Source organism: Dyella sp., from assembly GCF_036384435.1.
In the GTDB taxonomy this organism is placed as follows: Bacteria; Pseudomonadota; Gammaproteobacteria; order Xanthomonadales; family Rhodanobacteraceae; genus GSA-30.
Genome location: NZ_DASVMI010000040.1, coordinates 1 through 15,539, shown reverse-complemented (window position 1 = coordinate 15,539; position 15,539 = coordinate 1). Strand labels below are relative to the sequence as shown.

The following is a 15,539-nucleotide window of genomic DNA, read 5'->3' as shown; positions in this document are numbered from 1 at the left end:
CGGAGTTGCGCGAACTGCAACAGGGCGTGGATACCTACCGCGAGCAGCGTCGCCTGGGCTTGCTCGACGCGCGCCTGGCTGAACTGAAAACGCAGGACCAGGCGCTGGGCAGCGAAGTGGAGCAGCGCCGCCAGGCGGTGGCCAACCACGATGCGCGTGTCGCCGATCTGGAACGCCAGCGGCGGGAGCAAGGTGGCGATGCCATCGACGGTCTCGAACGCGAACACGATCGCCTGGTGCGTGATCGCGACAAGGCCATGCAACGCCGCGACAAGATCGAGGCCGCCTGCGAACAGCTCGGCTGGAGCCTGCCAGGTACCGCGCGTGCCTTCGCCGAAATGGCCGGTCAGGCGCGCGAATTACTCGACGGTGCGCAGGGCAGGGCGACCACGCTGGAAGAGCAGATGGACGGCCTTAAGCGCGACAGCGACCAGGCCAGCCGTCGCTTTGCCGAGGTGCGTGCCGAGATCGACGCGCTCAAGCGCAACCCGTCGAACATTCCTTCGCATGTGCAGGCCATGCGTGCACGGCTGTGCCAGGAACTGGACCTCAAGGAGCACGCCTTGCCCTTCGTCGGCGAGCTCTTGCAGGTCAAAGCCGAGGAGGCCGCCTGGAGTGGCGCCGTCGAGCGCGTGTTGCATGGCTTTGCGCTATCCATGCTGGTCGATGAGAAGCACTACGGCGAAGTCTCGGCCTGGATCAACAAGACCCACCTGGGCGGTAAGCTGGTCTACTACCGCGTGGGCCGTTCGGACAGCTTCGACCGGCACCGGCTGGAAGCACGCTCGCTGGTGCACAAGCTCGATGTGCGCGATCACGCACACCAGGGCTGGCTTGCCGAACAACTGGCGCGCCGTTTCGATTACGCCTGCGTGGATTCTCCGGCGGCCTTGCGCCACGCCGATCGTGCCATCACGCGCGAAGGGCAGGTCAAGCATCCGGGTGAACGCTACGAAAAGGACGACCGTCGCGCGATTGGCGACAAGAAGCACTGGGTGTTGGGTTTTGACAACCGCGACAAGCTGGCCTTGTTCGAGAAGGAGGGCCAGCAGTTGGCGCAGGCCATTGCCCAGGCCGCCGAAGCGATCAAGCGCCTGCGCGAGGAAAACCAGCGCGAAAACGATCGGCGTATTTTCGCCAATGCGCTAGCCAATGCCGACTGGGATGAAATCGACGTTGCGCCGCTGTTGCAGCGGCTGGGTGATATCGACATCCAACTCAAGCAATTGCGCGAAGGCGACGCCAACCTCAAGGAGATCGGCCAGCGCCTGGACATGGAGCGCGAACTGCGCACACGTGCCGCGCGATCGCTGGAGGATGCACTGGGTGAGCACCGCGCGCTGGACATCGAGCGCAATCAGCTGGCACGCCAACGTGAGACCTGCGAGGCGGCCGCGCGTCAATTGAGCCTGACACCCTTGCAGGTCAAAGGCCTGGAGGAGCGCCTTCCCAAGCAGCCAGCCTTGTCGCTGGGCTCGATCTCCGAATTGTTCTCGCAGGTCGTAAAAGGCCTTTACGGTGAACTGGAGATGCACGCCAAGCAGGACAACCAGCTGGTGCAGCAGATCGAGGATGGCTTCAAGACGTTCTGTCGCCGCTGGCCGCAGGACGCCGCCGACTTTACGCCCACCCTCGACGCCGCCGACGGTTTCCTGGCGCGCCTGCGCCGACTGGAACTCGATGGCCTGCCGCGGCATGAAGCACGCTTCTTCGATCTGTTGCAGAGCCAGAGCAAGCAGGATCTGCTGGTACTGCAAAAGCACATGACCGAGGCGCGCAAACAGATCGGCCAGCGCATGGAAGAGGTCAACGAAAGCCTGGAGCAGGTGCCGTTCAATCGCGGTACCTTGTTGCAGATCGAGCTGACCGATCGTGGCTTGGCTGACGTGCGCGACTTCCAGGCGCAATTGCGCGACGTGCTGTCGCATCACCAAACCGAGGATCGCGAGCGTGCCGAGGCACAGTTTGCGATCCTGCGCCAGTTGGTCGCTCGCCTGGGCGCGGATGATCCCGAGCACAGGCGCTGGCGCGAGCAGGTGCTGGACGTGCGCCAGCATGTGGAATTCATCGGCGTGGAAATCGACGCACAGACGCGCGACCAGGTCGAGGTCTATCGCAGCGGCGCGGGTAAATCCGGTGGCCAGCGCCAGAAGCTGGCCACGACCTGCCTGGCCGCGGCCCTGCGCTACCAGCTGGGTGGCGATGATGGGCATTTGCCACGCTACGCTCCTGTGGTACTGGACGAAGCGTTTGACAAGGCCGACAACGAATTCACCGCGCTGGCGATGAATATCTTCGACAACTTCGGTTTCCAGATGGTAGTAGCCACGCCGTTGAAGTCGGTGATGACGCTTGAACCTTTCATTGGCGGTGCCTGCTTCGTCGACATCACGGGCCGTCATGACTCGGGCGTGTTGCTGATCGAATACGACACGGAGGAAAAGCGCCTGAAGCTTCCCGAGCGAGCCCGCGAGCATGCAGCTCCCTGAGAAGCTGCACGTTCGCTTGCGCAGCCTGTGGGCCTCGCGGCGGGCCGGATGGCTTGGGCATGAAGGGGAGTGGCCGCTGCGATTGCCGCTCAGGCAACCTACCGAGCAGCAGGCCATCGACCAGTGGTCGATATTCGATCAATGGTTGCGTGCATGGCGTGCCGAGACCGCCGGGCACGTGCACTGGGAGATTGCGCACTGGCGGCGCTTGGGTGACCAGAGCTTGCCCAGGCAATGGTGGTTCGAAACTCCCGATCAGGTGGCCGATGCTTTGGGCGAAGGCCTGCGCTGGCGCCGCGCACAGCGACGATTCGATGCGTTGCGGGGCTGGTCGATGGATGAACAGGCTCGTGCTCGCTGGAGCGCGCAACTCGCGCGTGATTTCGATGTCCTGGCCGATTGGGAAGACGATGCATTCGGACAACTCGTTCGAGTCGTCGATTGGTTATGGCAGCACCCGCAATCGGGGCTTTATCCCAGGCAATTGCCTATCGCCGGAATCGACAGCAAATGGGTCGAGAAGCGGGCAGGCTTGGTGGCTGGCTGGATGGCGGCGTTGCATGGTGATCCGGGCCGTGATTTCTACCAGGCCACGGGACTGCGGGCATATCCGGATCGCCTGCGCATGCGCATTCTCGATGCCGGGTTGCGCGCGTATTGGCATGGATGCTCGGATATCGAGGCCCCTGTCGACGATTTCGCCGCATTGCAGGGTTTCCATCCCGAATGCGTGATCATGGTTGAAAACCTCACTACGGGCATGGCCGTGCAGGATCTGCCCGGCACCGTGGTTTTCATGCGCCGCGGTTATGCCGTCGACGCCCTGGGGCGTTTGCCCTGGCTGCAGGATGTGCCCCTGTTGTTGTATTGGGGCGACCTGGATACCCATGGCTTTGCCATCCTCAATCGCTTGCGCACGCACGTGCCTCGCGTCCGTTCGCTGATGATGGACGACACCACCGTGCTGACCGAGTTTGCCGCCTTGGCCGGCGAGGAACCTCGGCAGGCGACTGCCGAAGACCTGTCGTTGCTGACGCCTGCCGAGCGTGTGCTTTATCGCGTGTTGCGCGGTGACGACGACACCCTTGGCATGCGCGGTCGTCGCCTGGAACAGGAACGCATCGCCTGGGACTTCGCATGGCTGCGGCTGGTGGCGGCACGGTCTGTGTGAGCATCCGCGGTAGGCGTGGTTTCACGGGCACCAGTCCAGGGACGAAGGGCGAGCAGCGAGAGCGCGAGCGCTCGCCATAAGCTGGCAAGTTGCCAATGTATTGTCGCGCGCTCGAGGTTTTGGGCTACCTGCAATGTGGCGCACTCACTTCTCACGCCTTAATCCTCACTCCTAGCCCGTCGCCCTCCGCTACCATGCACAGTAACCACCCCATGGTCCCGACATGGCCCCGTATCGACATCGCAAGCGCTCGATAGCCTGGTTGGGCCTGTGGGCCATCCTGCTGCTGTCCGCCGCGCCGACGGTGTCGCGTGTGCTTGCTGCGGCCGATGCCATGCCAGATGGTTGCGCGCAGCATGGCGCGCACATGCATCCTGCCGCCAGGCATCCGATGCTGCTGGACGATTGCGGCTATTGCAGCCTGATGTGCGATAGCCCGGGGTTGGCTGGCGCGGCGGTGCTGTGGTTGCCGATGTCGGCAATCATGCCTGCACCACGGCGCGCGCACGTGGCTCTCGCCCTGGAGGTTGCAGCTCATAGGCCGAAGGCGCGTGGTCCTCCCATCGCCTGAGTCGATTCCCAGGCTTTGAATGACGCGCCCTGGCGGTGCGTCGCCATGCGTGACAGCTTCCGAGGATTTACCCATGGTTTCCCCCGATACGACGCCCATCCAGGGACGTCGTCGCCATGCCTATCGCCTGTTGTGGCGTTGGCATTTCTACGCAGGGCTGTGTTGCCTGCTGCCAGTTCTCTGGCTGGCCAGTACCGGCCTGATCTATCTGTTTCGTCCGCAAATTGAGCCGATGCTGGAGCGTGCCTATGCGCACGTCACCGATGCACCGCCGCAGCCCGTATCCGCGCAGGTGCGGGCAGCGCTAGCCGCTGTGCCCGGCACCGTGCTCAACGCTTATGAGTTACCGACCTCCCCGCACGCCGCGGCGCGCGTGCTGGTCGGCAAGGGCTCGCAGGTGGTGCGTGTCTATGTGGACCCCGCCTCGCTGCGTGTACTGCACGTAGTAAACGAAAAAGACCGTTTCATGCGGGTGATCTTCTACTTGCATGGCGAGCTCAAGCTGGGCAGCGCCGGGTCGATGGTGGTGGAACTGGCGGCCTCGTGGACCATCGTGCTGCTGCTGACCGGCCTATACCTGTGGTGGCCCCGTGGCGGCGGTATGGCTGGCGTGCTTTATCCGCGCCTGTCACGCGGTGCGCGTGTGATGTGGCGTGACCTGCATGCGGTCACGGGTGTCTGGATTTCGCTGTTTGCCTTGTTCCTGCTGGTTTCCGGCCTGCCATGGGCCAAATCCTGGGGCGGCTTGTTGCGCGAGGTGCGCCAACAGTACGCGCACGCGACCGCCATGCCGGACTGGACGATTGGAAGCGCCGACGAGCGCGCGCGTAACCGCCAGGCCAACACGCCCGTCGATGAGCACGCCAATATGCCGGGCATGGCAGGCATGAGCATGCCCGTGTCCGCGATGGACCTGACCGTGCTGGATCGCGCCTTGCCCTCGGTGCAGGCCCAGCATCTGGCCGCTCCCGTACTGATGGCGCCGCCATCCATGAAAAATCCGCAATGGACCGCCCGTTCGGATGCCGATGACCGTTCAAGGCGAGCAGACCTGATCCTTGACCCTGGCAGTGGAAAAGTCGTCAGGCGTACCGACTTCAGCCAGCGCCCCTTGCTCGACCGCCTGATCGGCTATGGCGTGGCCGTTCACGAAGGTGCGCTGTTCCCGCCGCTCAACCAGATCGTGAGTGCGCTGACCGCCTTGGGCCTGATCACCATGGTCGTCAGCGCTTGCAACCTGTGGTGGCGTCGCCGTCCCAAGGGCGTGCTCGGTGCCCCGGCGCCCCGTGAAAACGCCCGCTACCCGGTCGCTATGGTCATCGCCCTGATCGTCCTGGGCATCGTCCTGCCGCTCCTGGGCGCCTCGATGCTGATTGTGCTGCTATTGGAGCGGCTGTGGCTGCGGCGCTGGCAGGGGGCGAGGAGGGTGTTGGGGCTTTGACGCGGTCGGGAGAAGTCGCTCGTTGGCACGAGCTGTGAGGCCGGCGCGCTTTGCGGCCTGTAGGGAATCAATGGGAAGAGCCTCCACAGGCGGGCTCGCTCCGCCTTTACCCTGTACAGATGGCGAAGCCACCGGGTTTACAGCTGGCGCCAGCGAGCGACTTCCCCCAAAGCAAAAAAGCCGGCTTGCGCCGGCTTTCTCTATCCAACCCGATAATGATCCGAAACTGGCTTACGCCAGTTCGCGGATCTTCGCGTTGAGGCGGCTCTTATGACGAGCGGCCTTGTTCTTGTGGATCAGGCCACGGGCCGCGTAGCGATCCATGACCGGCTGAGCGGCGGCAAAGGCTTCGACCGCGGCAGCCTTGTCCTTGGCCTCAATGGCCTTGACGACCTTCTTGAGGGCGCTGCGCACCATCGAACGGGCGCTGACATTGCGCAGGCGGCGCTGCTCGGACTGGCGCGCACGCTTCTTCGCGGACTTGATGTTGGCCAAGGTAGAACTCCGAAATCGTTGGGGTTGGAAAAAGACGGCGATTATCGCGGCTTTGCGCCGTTGCGTCAACAGCTTAGGCCCTTCTGGGCCGGCCGGGTTCACTATTTTGCCATAATCGCGGCTGTTGTCCCGCCCTGTATGGCTGGCAAACTACGCGCCTTTGCGAAATCACGGGCCTGGTACGGCCGTCTATCGCTCTCCGCGCCATCCAGAAGAAGGTTCCGGCCACCGCATGAAGTCCCCCAGCATGTTTCGCGGGCTGCTCTCGTTCAGCAGCATGACGATGGTCTCGCGCGTTCTCGGGCTGGTCCGGGATATGTCGATCAATACGGCCTTTGGCGCCAATGCGGCCACCGATGCGTTCTGGGTGGCGTTCCGTATTCCCAATTTCATGCGCCGGCTGTTCGCCGAGGGCTCGTTCTCCACCGCTTTCGTGCCGGTTTTCACGGAAGTGAAGGAAAAGCGCCCGCACGCTGACCTCAAGGAGCTGATGGCGCGGGTTTCGGGCACCCTGGGCGGCGTATTGCTGGTGGTTACGGCCTTGGGCATCCTGTTTGCGCCCCAGGTCGCCTCGCTGTTCGACTCCTCGGCGGCCAACGATGCCGACAAATACGGCCTGACCGTTGACCTGCTGCGCCTGACGTTTCCGTTTTTGCTGTTCGTGTCGCTGACGGCGCTTTCCGGCGGCGCGCTGAATGCGTTCCACCGTTTCGGTGTGCCGGCGTTGACGCCGGTGATCCTCAACCTGTGCATGATCGCCGGTGCCTTGTGGCTATCACCACACCTGCATACGCCGATCCTGGCGATGGGTTGGGCGGTGCTGGCGGCCGGGCTGCTGCAACTGCTTTTCCAGTTACCGGCGCTGGGCCGGCTGGATCTGCTCGCCGTGCCACGCTGGGGTTGGCGTCATCCGGAAGTGCGCCGGATCATGCGCCTGATGGTGCCCACGCTGTTCGGCTCGTCGGTGGCACAGATCAATTTGCTGCTCGATACGCTGATCGCCGCGCACCTGATCGACGGATCGCAGAGCTGGCTGTCCCAGGCGGACCGCTTTCTGGAGCTGCCGCTGGGCGTGTTCGGCGTGGCCCTGGGTACGGTGATCCTGCCGTCGCTGTCGCGCCATCATGTTGCGACCGATCACGCCGGTTTCTCCAAGGCCCTGGATTGGGGGCTGCGTACGACGCTGCTGATCGCGGTGCCGGCCATGTTCGCCTTGATATTGCTGGCCCAGCCGCTGGTTGCGACCTTGTTCCAGCACGGCCAGTTCACGCCTTTCGACACGCACATGGCCACGCTGTCCATTTCGGCGCTGAGTTTCGGCCTGCCAGCTTTCGCCATGGTGAAGGTGCTGTTGCCCGCCTTCTATGCGCGCCAGGATACGCGTACGCCGGTGCGTGCGGGCGTGGCCTCGCTGGTGGCCAACATGGTCTTCAACCTGTTGTTCCTTGTGTTGCTGTTCTCGTTGTGGGCAACACCGGAGATTCGCCAGTTGCCGATGGCCGAGGCACTGGTGAAGGTGCCGGGGCTGCACATGGCCTTGGGCATGGCCAGTGCGACGGCAAGCTACATTAATTTGATCCTGCTATGGCGCTGGCTGGGCAAGGCAGGCGTCTACGAGCGCCAGCCTGGCTGGGCCCGTCACTGGCTGCGCCTGACGTTATCGTGTGCGGCGATGATCGCTGTACTGCTTGCCGGCCGCTGGCTGTGGCCGGACTGGTCCAGCAATGGCTGGTGGACCCGCGTGTGGCACCTGGGTGTGCTGGTGGCGACAGGCGGCGGCGCGTATGTGACCACGCTTTTCGCCACCGGCTTTCGCCTGCGCGACTTGCGCGGGGTGTGATCGAAGGGCGAGCGGGGAGTGCGGGGCGAGTGCTGCCCCGATCTGCGACGCGCACCGTGCCCTGGATCACGTTGCAAGGTCTTGGCTCCCTCGCGACTCACCCCCGTCCCTCCGTTAAAAGATGATCGGCTCCCGCTATACTCGGCCGATGATGAGACTCTCCAGGGACGTCGCGGGCCCCAGTCTGGCCCCCGGCGGCAGCGTAGTGGCCGTTGGCGCCTTCGATGGCCTGCATCGCGGGCATCAGGCGCTGTTGGCGCAGGTGCGCGAGCGCGCCGAAATCAGTGGCTGGACTCCGGCGGTGGTGAGCTTCGAGCCGCTGCCACGAGCCTTCTTCTCTCCGCACCCGTTGCCGCGGTTGTCGGGCGTGCGCGAAAAGCTCAAGGGCTTGGGCGTGGCCGGCATCGAGCAGGCCTTGATACTGCGCTTCAACCACGCCCTCACGTCGATGTCCGCCGAGGATTTCGTGCGTCGTGTGCTGGTCGATCGCCTGCATGCGCGCGAAGTCTGGGTTGGTGGCGATTTTCGCTTCGGCCACAAGCGCTCCGGCGATGTGGCCCTGCTGGAAAAGATGGGCCCCGAGCTGGGCTTCCAAGCGCACGTGATGGCGCCGGTGCTGCTTGATGGTGAGCGGGTGTCGGCCACCCGCGTGCGTGGCTTGCTGGCGAGTGGTCAGTTCGCCGCGGCCGAGCCGCTGATGGGCCGTCCGTTCGTGATCGAAGGCAAGGTCGAGTACGGTAACCAGCTCGGTCGCACGCTGGGTTTCCCTACTGCCAATATCCACCTGCGTGAGCGCGTGACGCCGATCCAGGGCATCTTCGCCGTGCGTGTGGGCTTGGGTGAGAGCGAATGCGCCTGGCCGGGCGTGGCCAGCCTGGGGCTGCGGCCCACGGTCAACCAGGTCAACCAGCCGCTGCTCGAAGTGCACCTGTTCGACTTCGAGGGCGATCTCTACGGCCGTCGCATGGCCGTTGAATTCGTCGCCAAGCTGCGTGACGAGCAAAAATTCGACGGATTGGACGCATTGACCACCCAGATGAACCTCGACGCGCGTGAAGCGCGGGCGATCCTGGGCATGAATCCGCGTCTGGCCGAGGCATGATCCATCCGTTTCCTGCAATCGAGCGGTGCCGCTTCCCACAGCCGGCACCGACAACAACCCCGATGGCTATCCAACCATGAGCAAGGATTACAAGAGCACCATCCACCTGCCGCAGACGGAATTTCCGATGCGCGGCGACCTGCCCAAGCGCGAGCCGACCTGGCTGGCCGAATGGGAAAAGGCCGACCGCTATGCGCAGATCCAGGCGCGTACCGCCGGCCGCGATCGCATGTTCGTGCTGCATGACGGCCCGCCCTACGCCAATGGTGTGATCCACCTGGGCCACGCGGTCAACAAGGTGCTCAAGGACGTCGTGGTCAAATCCAAGCTGATGGCCGGTTATCGTTCGCCGTACGTGCCGGGCTGGGACTGCCATGGCCTGCCGATCGAAATCGCCATCGAGAAGAAGTTCGGCCGTGTCGGCGACAAGCTCGATGCCGAAGCCTTTCGCCAGAAGTGCCGCGAGTACGCCCAGCAGCAGATCGACCTGCAACGCACCGACTTCAAGCGCCTGGGCGTGCTGGGTGACTGGCAGAATCCGTATCGCACCATGGCACCCAAGTACGAGGCGGACATGCTGCGCGCGCTCGGCAAGATCGTCGAGAACGGTCATGTCGTGCGCGGTTCCAAGCCGGTGTACTGGTGCTTCGATTGCGGCTCGGCCCTGGCCGAAGCGGAAATCGAATACGGTGACAAGAATTCGCCGGCAGTGGACGTGGCCTATGACGCCGTCGATGCCAATGCACTGGCAGCGAAGTTTGATGTCGACGCAGGCAACGCCATCGTCGCCATCCCGATCTGGACCACCACGCCATGGACCCTGCCGGAAAGCCAGGCCGTCGCCCTTGGCGCTGGTATCGACTACGCGTTGATCCAGGGGCCGGAGCGTGACGGTCGTCCGGTATGGCTGGTGGTCGCCGCGCGCCTGGCCGACAAGGTCGCGCATCGTTACATGCAGCGCGAGCATGCCGAGCGCGTGCCGGGTAGCCAGGTCGTGCCGGGTGCCGAGCTGGAGCTCACCACGCTGTGTCATCCGTTCTATGCACGCCAGGTGCCGGTAATCCTGGGCGACCACGTATCCGACGAAGACGGTACCGGCGCAGTGCATACCTCGCCCGACCACGGCGCGGAGGATTTCGTCGCCGCCAAGCCGTATGGCATCGGCACGCTCAACTACATCGGCTCGCGTGGTACTTATGGCGAGCAGACGCCGAACGTCGGCGAGACGGTCCTGGTCGGACAGCACATCTGGAAGGCCAACGATGTCATCGTCGACCTGCTGCGCGCCCATGGCGTACTGCTGGCGTTCTCGCGTATCGACCACAGCTATCCCAACTGCTGGCGCCACAAGACGCCGGTGATCTTCCGCGCCACGCCGCAGTGGTTCATCAGCATGGAGCAGAAGGGCCTGCGCAAGAGCGCGCTCGATGCGATCAAGACCGTGCGCTGGATCCCGTCTTGGGGCGAGGAGCGCATCGCCGGCATGATCGCCGACCGTCCCGACTGGTGCATTTCGCGCCAGCGCACCTGGGGCGTACCGATCGCCTTGTTCGTGCACAAGGCCACGCAGGAGCCGCATCCCGACTCCGTCGTGCTGCTGGAGAAAGTGGCACAGAAAGTGGAGCAGGGCGGTATCGATGCGTGGTTCGCACTCGACGCGGCCGAACTGCTTGGCGCGGAAGCGGACAACTACGAGAAAGTCACCGACGTGCTCGACGTATGGTTCGACTCCGGTACCAGCCATTTCGCGGTGATCGGCCAGCGTCCGGAACTTCAGCTCGGCAATGCCAGCGAATACAAGGTGATGTACCTGGAAGGCAGCGACCAGCATCGCGGCTGGTTCCATTCCTCGCTGCTGACGTCGGCGGCGATCCATGACGCGGCGCCTTACCAGGAAGTGCTTACCCACGGCTTCACCGTGGATGCGCAAGGCCGCAAGATGTCCAAGTCGCTGGGCAACGGCATCGAGCCGCAGGACATCATGAAGACCATGGGGGCGGACATCCTGCGCCTGTGGATCTGCTCGACCGACTACCGCAACGAAATGTCGCTGTCGGACGAAATCCTCAAGCGCGTGGCCGATACCTATCGGCGCATCCGCAATACCGCGCGCTTCCTGCTCGGTAACCTGGATGGTTTCGATCCGGCCACCCAACTCGTGCCCGTGGCCGACTCGGTGCTGCTCGACCAGTGGGCCGTGCAGCAGGCCTACGACACGCAGCAGGCCATTGCCGCCGCATTCGAGCGCTATGACTTCCCGGAAATCGTGCAGCGCGTGCAGAACTTCTGCACCAACGAAATGGGTGCGTTGTACCTGGACATCACCAAGGACCGGCTCTACACCATGCCGGAGAACAGCCTGGGCCGACGCAGCGCGCAGAGTGCGATGTACCGCGTTCTCGAAGCGCTGGTGCGCTGGCTCGCACCCATGCTCACCTTCACCGCTGAGGAAATCTGGCAAAACATGCCGGGCCAGCGCAGCGAAAGCGTGATGTTCGAAACCTGGTACGACGGCCTGGCTGCCACCCAGGGCTCGCCCGAGCAGCGCCGCTACTGGTCCGACCTGCTGGCCATTCGTGACACGGCCTCGCGCGTGCTCGAAGACATGCGCAAGGGCGGCCAGATCGGTGCCTCTCTGGAAGCCAGGCTCTCTATCCACGCCGACCAGGCCGTGGTGTCGCGTTACGCGCCGGCGATGGAGGAAATGCGCTTCTTCTTCATCACCTCCGACCTGCGCCTTGACGTGGCCGGTGGCCAGCCCGAATCAGCTGTGCTCACCGAGTTGGAAGGCGCAGACGTGTGGGTTTCGGCCACGGTCAGCCAGGCACCGAAGTGCGTGCGTTGCTGGCATCGTCGCGAAGACGTCGGCACCCATGCCGAGCACCCCGAGCTATGCGGCCGTTGCGTAAGCAACGTCGAAGGCCCGGGCGAAGATCGTCGTTATTTCTGAGTGGTCCGGGCGCTCCGGTCGGAGCGCCCGCTCTTGCGTTCATCGAGCACGTTCATGTCCCCCAAACCTTCCGCGCTTTCCTGGCTGTGGCTCACCGCCGTGGTCCTCGTGCTTGATCAGCTATCCAAGGTCTGGGCTGTTCATGCCCTGCAACCCGAAGGTGTTCCACACGTCGTCATCCCGGGTTTCCTCAACTGGACACTGGCGTTCAACACGGGAGCCGCCTTCAGCTTCCTGGCCAGCAGTGCCGGCTGGCAGCGCTGGTTCTTCGCCTTGCTCGCGCTGGTCATCGGCGTGGTGCTGATCGTCTGGCTCAAGCGCACCCCGCGCAGTGACCATCGCAACGCCGTTCCGCTGGCCCTGATCATCGGCGGCGCCTGGGGCAACCTGATCGATCGCCTGCACCAGGCCAAGGTCACCGACTTCATCCATGTGCATTACTACGACACCTGGAATTACCCAGTCTTCAACGTGGCTGATTGCGCGATCACGGTCGGCGCGGTGGCGCTGGTGGCGTTCGGGTTGTTCGCGAAGAAAGATCCAGCGGGCGGGTGAATCGCCCGCTTGGGCTCGCTGTGAGACCCACGGCTGGCGCCGCTTGCAAAGTCGTCCACCGCGTGGGCTGTAAAGAAGTAGGTCAAGAGCAAGGCACTCGCCGCTCTTGTTGTTCATCCTCTTCACAGGTATCGCGAAGCGAGACCGGCCTCACCGCGCAGGTAAGCGAGCGGCCTCACAGGCCGCAGCGCGGCCGACCTCACAAGGCGCGCCCGGGGGCATTCACCGAACGGGTAAGCCCAACCATGCGATAATCCCCCGATCACAGAGTTCCCACGGCCCGCCCCAAAAATGGACATCCTCCTAGCCAATCCCCGCGGCTTCTGCGCTGGCGTCGATCGCGCCATCGCCATTGTCGAGCGTGCGCTCGAATCCTATGGCGCGCCGATCTATGTGCGGCATGAGGTGGTGCATAACCGCTACGTCGTGGACAAGCTGCGGACCGATGGTGCGGTGTTCGTCGAAGAACTGGACGAAGTACCCGACGGCTCCACGGTGATCTTCAGTGCCCATGGTGTATCCAAGGCCGTGCGTGAAGAAGCCGAGCGGCGCAACCTGAACGTGTTCGACGCCACTTGCCCGCTGGTGACCAAGGTGCATATGGAGGTGGCCCGGCTGGGGCGTGGCGGGCGCAGCGTGGTGCTGATCGGCCACGAAGGGCATCCGGAGGTCGAGGGCACCATGGGCCAGTGGAACCCGGCCAATACCGGCGAGATCCTGCTGGTCGAATCGGTCGAGTGCGTGCAGAAGCTGGAGCCGAAGTTTCCGCACCAGCTTTCCTACGTCACCCAGACCACGCTATCGGTGGATGACACCAAGGCCATCATCGGTGCGCTGCGTGAGAAATTCCCGGATATCGACGGCCCACGCAAGGACGATATCTGCTACGCCACGCAGAACCGCCAGGACGCCGTGCGCCGCCTGGCTGACGCGGTCGACCTGGTGCTGGTGGTCGGCTCGGTCAACAGCTCCAACTCCAACCGGTTGCGCGAATTGGCACAGAAGCAGGGCGTCACCTCCTACCTGATCGATGGCGCCGAACACATCGAGCGCAGCTGGCTCGATGGCGTCAAGCGCATCGGCCTGACCGCTGGTGCCTCGGCTCCAGAGAAGCTGGTTCGTGATGTCATTGCCCGCCTGCAATCATGGGGCGGCAGCGAGGTACGCGAGCTCGATGGCGAGGCTGAAACCATCACCTTCGCGCTCCCCAAGGAGCTGCGGATGGTCGGCAGTTCCTCGGCCAGCCTCTGACCCGCTTGCGTCGAGCCCCGACGCCCCGTAAAATCGCGAATCCACTCGCCGGAATAGCTCAGTTGGTAGAGCGGCGCATTCGTAATGCGTAGGTCGTAGGTTCGATTCCTATTTCCGGCACCAGTTTTCGCTCAAAACAGCGCATCACACGTTGCCGTGCGATGCGCTGTTTTGTTGTGAGCTCTATGCAGCGAGGCCACCGCGCCATGACGTTGCTTGGTAACCTTCGTCATGAAGATATGAGTGTTTTATTCCAGTAGACGGGCGGATCGTCTCAATCCCTGCTACCTGATATGGGTATTATTGAACTGTCATAGATCAGTCCCTTCATTTACCTAGAAAGCGTTGCGCCCAGCTTTGCCGAAACGCACAAGCAGTGTGATGATTATCGCAATATCTTGCGCATTGACCGCTGTGATTATTTGGTGATTAAGTATCGATAGACGGAACAGGGGCTGGCAGGATGCTGACATTCATGGCGTTTGCGACCGGTTTAGATAAAGGTCGATCTGGCCTGCCCGGTGGGTATCTCTGATTTTTTATCACTGGACCGCCCAGCCTTTCGTAGACACCTTCGAGCCATAATTTCTGGCAACCGAGGAGGTCTCTATGAGTAGCAAGCGGTACACAGATGAATTCAAGGTGGAAGCGGTCAAGCAGGTGACCGAGCACGGTCGTTCTGTGGCGGATGTCGCCCAGCGGCTGGGGATCACGGCGCATAGCCTGTACGCGTGGAAGGTCAAGTTCGCCAAGCCCGACGTCGTACAGCGCGCAGAATCTGATCAGAGTGCGGAGATGCGACGTTTAAAAGCCGAGCTTAAGCGCGTGACCGAGGAACGCGACATCCTAAAAAAAGCCGCCGCGTACTTTGCCAAGGGGTAAGGGCGAAGTACGCGTTTATTCGCGATCATGTACGGGAATTTCGCCTCTGTGCGATGTGTCGGGTGCTACGCGTACATCGCAGCGGTTATTACGCGTGGCTGCGAAAACCTGACAGTAATCGCGCCCGAGAGGACGAGCACTTGCTGAGTCAGATCAAGCGCCACTGGCTCGCCAGTGGCGGTGTGTATGGCCATCGTAAGCTGACCGTGGATCTGCGTGAGGCAGGCGAGTCATGCAGCCGCCATCGTGTCCGTCGCTTGATGAAGGCTGATGGCCTGCGTGCCCAGGTCGGCTACGGTTCCAGGCCACGCCATAAGGGTGGGCCTGTCGGTCGGGTCGCCAACGTACTGGATCGCGCGTTCTCCCCGGAGGCGCCGAACAAAGTCTGGGCGACGGATATCACCTATATCCGCACCTACGAAGGCTGGCTTTACCTGGCTGCCGTGACGGATCTGTACTCGCGGCAGATCGGGGGCTGGGCGATGCGCCCGACGATGACCACTGACTTGGTGCTTCAGGCGTTGCTCGCTGCGGTATGGCGGCGCAAGCCGGTGCCAGGCGTAATCGTCCACTCCGATCAGGGTAGCCAATTTACCAGCGACGACTGGCAGGCCTTCCTGAAAGCTCACGGCATGGTGGCAAGCATGAGTCGACGCGGGAACTGCCACGACAATGCGGTGGCTGAGAGCTTTTTCAGCTTATTGAAGAAGGAGCGAATCAAGCGACGTATCTATCCCAATCGCGCTATGGCGGCATCCGATGTCTTCGACTATATCGAGATGTTCTACAACC

General features: G+C 63.1%; 10 protein-coding genes, 1 tRNA gene and 1 pseudogene. 11 read left to right on the top strand and 1 reads right to left on the bottom strand.

Annotated features, from left to right (window positions below):
• The 4 genes and pseudogenes from VF436_RS03615 to VF436_RS03600 all read left to right on the top strand — a co-directional run.
• Positions 1 to 2,471 (top strand): annotated as a pseudogene (locus VF436_RS03615) (ATP-binding protein); the annotation flags it as partial.
• Between the two features lie 4 nt (positions 2,472 to 2,475).
• Positions 2,476 to 3,660 carry a DUF3322 domain-containing protein gene (locus VF436_RS03610; protein ID WP_330902613.1) on the top strand — a complete coding sequence of 395 codons (1,185 nt, stop codon included), beginning with the start codon at positions 2,476 to 2,478 and terminating at the stop codon, positions 3,658 to 3,660.
• Between the two features lie 223 nt (positions 3,661 to 3,883).
• Complete coding sequence (locus VF436_RS03605) at positions 3,884 to 4,231, top strand: DUF2946 domain-containing protein (protein WP_330902612.1); 348 nt, start codon at positions 3,884 to 3,886, stop codon at positions 4,229 to 4,231.
• Between the two features lie 73 nt (positions 4,232 to 4,304).
• Entirely contained in the window at positions 4,305 to 5,672 is a 1,368-nt protein-coding gene (locus tag VF436_RS03600; protein WP_330902611.1) for a PepSY domain-containing protein, read from the top strand.
• Positions 5,673 to 5,903: 231 nt separating this feature from the next.
• Here VF436_RS03600 and rpsT read toward each other — a convergent pair whose 3' ends face one another.
• On the bottom strand, positions 5,904 to 6,167 hold the full coding sequence (gene rpsT / locus VF436_RS03595; RefSeq protein WP_330902610.1) for a 30S ribosomal protein S20: 264 nt from the start codon (positions 6,165 to 6,167) through the stop codon (positions 5,904 to 5,906).
• Positions 6,168 to 6,414: 247 nt separating this feature from the next.
• Between rpsT and murJ the strand changes: the two genes are divergently transcribed.
• The 7 genes from murJ to VF436_RS03560 form a co-directional block, all read left to right on the top strand.
• Positions 6,415 to 8,007, top strand: coding sequence for a murein biosynthesis integral membrane protein MurJ (gene murJ, locus VF436_RS03590; protein WP_330902616.1), 1,593 nt, complete (start codon positions 6,415 to 6,417; stop codon positions 8,005 to 8,007).
• A 148-nt stretch (positions 8,008 to 8,155) separates the two neighbouring features.
• Positions 8,156 to 9,109 (top strand): bifunctional riboflavin kinase/FAD synthetase, encoded by a 954-nt coding sequence (locus VF436_RS03585; protein WP_330902609.1) that lies wholly within the window; start codon positions 8,156 to 8,158, stop codon positions 9,107 to 9,109.
• Between the two features lie 76 nt (positions 9,110 to 9,185).
• The gene (ileS, locus tag VF436_RS03580; protein ID WP_330902615.1) at positions 9,186 to 12,059 is read left to right on the top strand and encodes an isoleucine--tRNA ligase; all 2,874 of its coding nucleotides are present in this window, start codon (positions 9,186 to 9,188) and stop codon (positions 12,057 to 12,059) included.
• Between the two features lie 54 nt (positions 12,060 to 12,113).
• Positions 12,114 to 12,614, top strand: a complete 501-nt coding sequence (lspA, locus tag VF436_RS03575) for a signal peptidase II (RefSeq protein ID WP_330902608.1) — start codon at positions 12,114 to 12,116, stop codon at positions 12,612 to 12,614.
• 291 nt (positions 12,615 to 12,905) lie between these two features.
• Positions 12,906 to 13,865, top strand: coding sequence for a 4-hydroxy-3-methylbut-2-enyl diphosphate reductase (gene ispH / locus VF436_RS03570; protein ID WP_330902607.1), 960 nt, complete (start codon positions 12,906 to 12,908; stop codon positions 13,863 to 13,865).
• Between the two features lie 47 nt (positions 13,866 to 13,912).
• Positions 13,913 to 13,988 (top strand) — tRNA-Thr (locus tag VF436_RS03565).
• 486 nt (positions 13,989 to 14,474) lie between these two features.
• Positions 14,475 to 15,539 (top strand): IS3 family transposase gene (locus VF436_RS03560; protein WP_330902606.1). Its coding sequence is split into 2 segments (ribosomal slippage), with 1,066 coding nucleotides annotated over them: positions 14,475 to 14,721 and positions 14,721 to 15,539; the frame shifts between segments, so codons are not numbered across the junction. This gene is flagged as partial in the annotation.